2 protein-coding genes are annotated in these 1,852 nt (G+C 47.1%); one reads left to right on the top strand and one right to left on the bottom strand.

The window, feature by feature from the left end:
* A partial coding sequence (locus GRP75_RS25840; protein ID WP_160790755.1) for a nucleotide disphospho-sugar-binding domain-containing protein occupies positions 1 to 983 on the top strand: 983 nt, incomplete at its 5' end.
* Positions 984 to 1,058: 75 nt separating this feature from the next.
* Here GRP75_RS25840 and GRP75_RS25835 read toward each other — a convergent pair.
* Positions 1,059 to 1,852, bottom strand: a 794-nt coding sequence (locus GRP75_RS25835; protein ID WP_202404320.1) for a glycoside hydrolase family 32 protein, incomplete at its 5' end; no start/stop codon positions are given.

The following is a 1,852-nucleotide window of genomic DNA, read 5'->3' as shown; positions in this document are numbered from 1 at the left end:
CAGGACTGAACGCATTTATGAATATCCATATCCAGACTTCAATGGACATCTTAGCCATTACCCAGCAGCTGTCTGAAAGCATTGATTTTGACTTTGTATTCTATGATAGATTCGGAGCTGGCGAGTTAGTTAGAGACTATTTGAAAATCCCTGGTATTGCTTCCTCCCCATCTTTTCTGATTTCGCAGAATCGGATGGCTACCAATCTCTTTCGCTCTAATAGAAATGAGCCGTTTCAACTTGATGAACAGGCCACGACCTCACTGCAGCTCATGAAAGAAAGGTTCGGTGTTGCTCCCAAAAATATGGTTCAATTTATGAGCAATACAGGGGCTTTGAATGTTGTATATACCAGTCGATATTTCCAACCAGACGCTGACAGCTTTGGTGAAGAGAATCTCTTTATTGGTCCCAGCTTCCCAGAACGCAAAGGGGAAAATTCATTTCCTTTGGACGCACTACAAGATAAAAAAGTTCTGTATATTTCGATGGGAACGGTTTTGGATCATGTTGAGGACTTTTTCAACACCTGTATTGAAGCTTTTTCCGATTTTGAAGGTATCGTCGTGATTGCAGCTGGCGAGAAAGCTGACTTTACGAAAATCAATCCAGCCCCAGAGCACTTTATCATCTCGCCCTATGTTCCCCAATTGGAGGTACTACGTCATTCAGATGTATTTATTACTCATGGTGGAATGAACAGTGTGAATGAAGGGATTCACTTTAATGTACCCTTGGTTGTACTGCCTCAGGACAAGGATCAGCCCATGGTCGCGCAGCGGTTAACAGAACTTCAGGCTGGCTATCGAATAACCAAAGACCAAATCAATGTCCAATCGTTAAGAGGTGCCGTAGATGAGGTAATGTCGAACGCGGCGTATAAAGAGGGCGTACAAAAAATAAATGATAGCTTCCAGCAATCTGGCAGTACAGAAGAAGCCCTCGCAAAAATTGATGCCTATCTTCAAAATAAGCTTGTGTAAATCACACGATTACAATTCTACAAAAAACAGGAGCCCTGACCATCAATGGTCGGGTTCCTGTTTGTCATGCATTTCCTATGTGGATATATCCCACTTCTGAAACGAAGCAATCGTACACTTTCCGCTCGCGAACGCTCGAATGCCCGTAGATTCCACTCCCGGATACACTCTTCCTGTGAGGACGTATTCACCATCGCCGATGAATATTTCCACCGAGCTTTTATCGACAAAAACCCGAAGCTCCAGACGGCCCTCGTTTAAGTCCAAAGGCACTCTTCTCTCTCCTCCTGGGCCTATACCAGCACGTTCACGGTTGAAACGGAACAGACCGTCATCGGGACGATACGACAGTACAGTCTCCTCTTCGCTACCCACCCGCAGTTTTAAACCGAATTCATCGGTGTTACTGGCCTCAAACTCAAATACGACCTTCAGTTCGTAGCTATCTCCGCGCGTGTCCATAATCTGCTCACCTGTCAGTAAGATATCCCGCTGCTCGAACAGATTGCATCGGTAATTCTTTACCTCTTCAAGCGGACGGAACAGCAGCCTGGCGCCGTCGATAACCACTTCCCGCGGAAGACTCATCGCACCAGCCCAATGGTGCCCCTGCTGGGTCGGCATCTCCGACTCCCACATATCCATCCATCCGATGACGATACGCCGCCCTTTATCATCCAAGGTTGACTGTGGGGCATAGAAATCGAATCCGTGATCCACCTGAGCATACCTCTCTGCCGTAAATGTTCCGGCAGCGGAATTGAAATCACCTATACCGTACATGGTGGAATGCAGATTGCGGTAAGCATCCCCCTGCGCAGGCATGCGCTGCGGGGACAGCATAAATACGTGCCAACCACCGAGCGGGA

The sequence above is a fragment of the Paenibacillus sp. OT2-17 genome (genome assembly GCF_009827695.1).
In the GTDB taxonomy this organism is placed as follows: domain Bacteria; phylum Bacillota; class Bacilli; order Paenibacillales; family Paenibacillaceae; genus Paenibacillus; species Paenibacillus polymyxa_B.
Note: the sequence above shows the minus strand (reverse complement) of the source record. Positions and strands in the feature narration are given on the sequence as shown.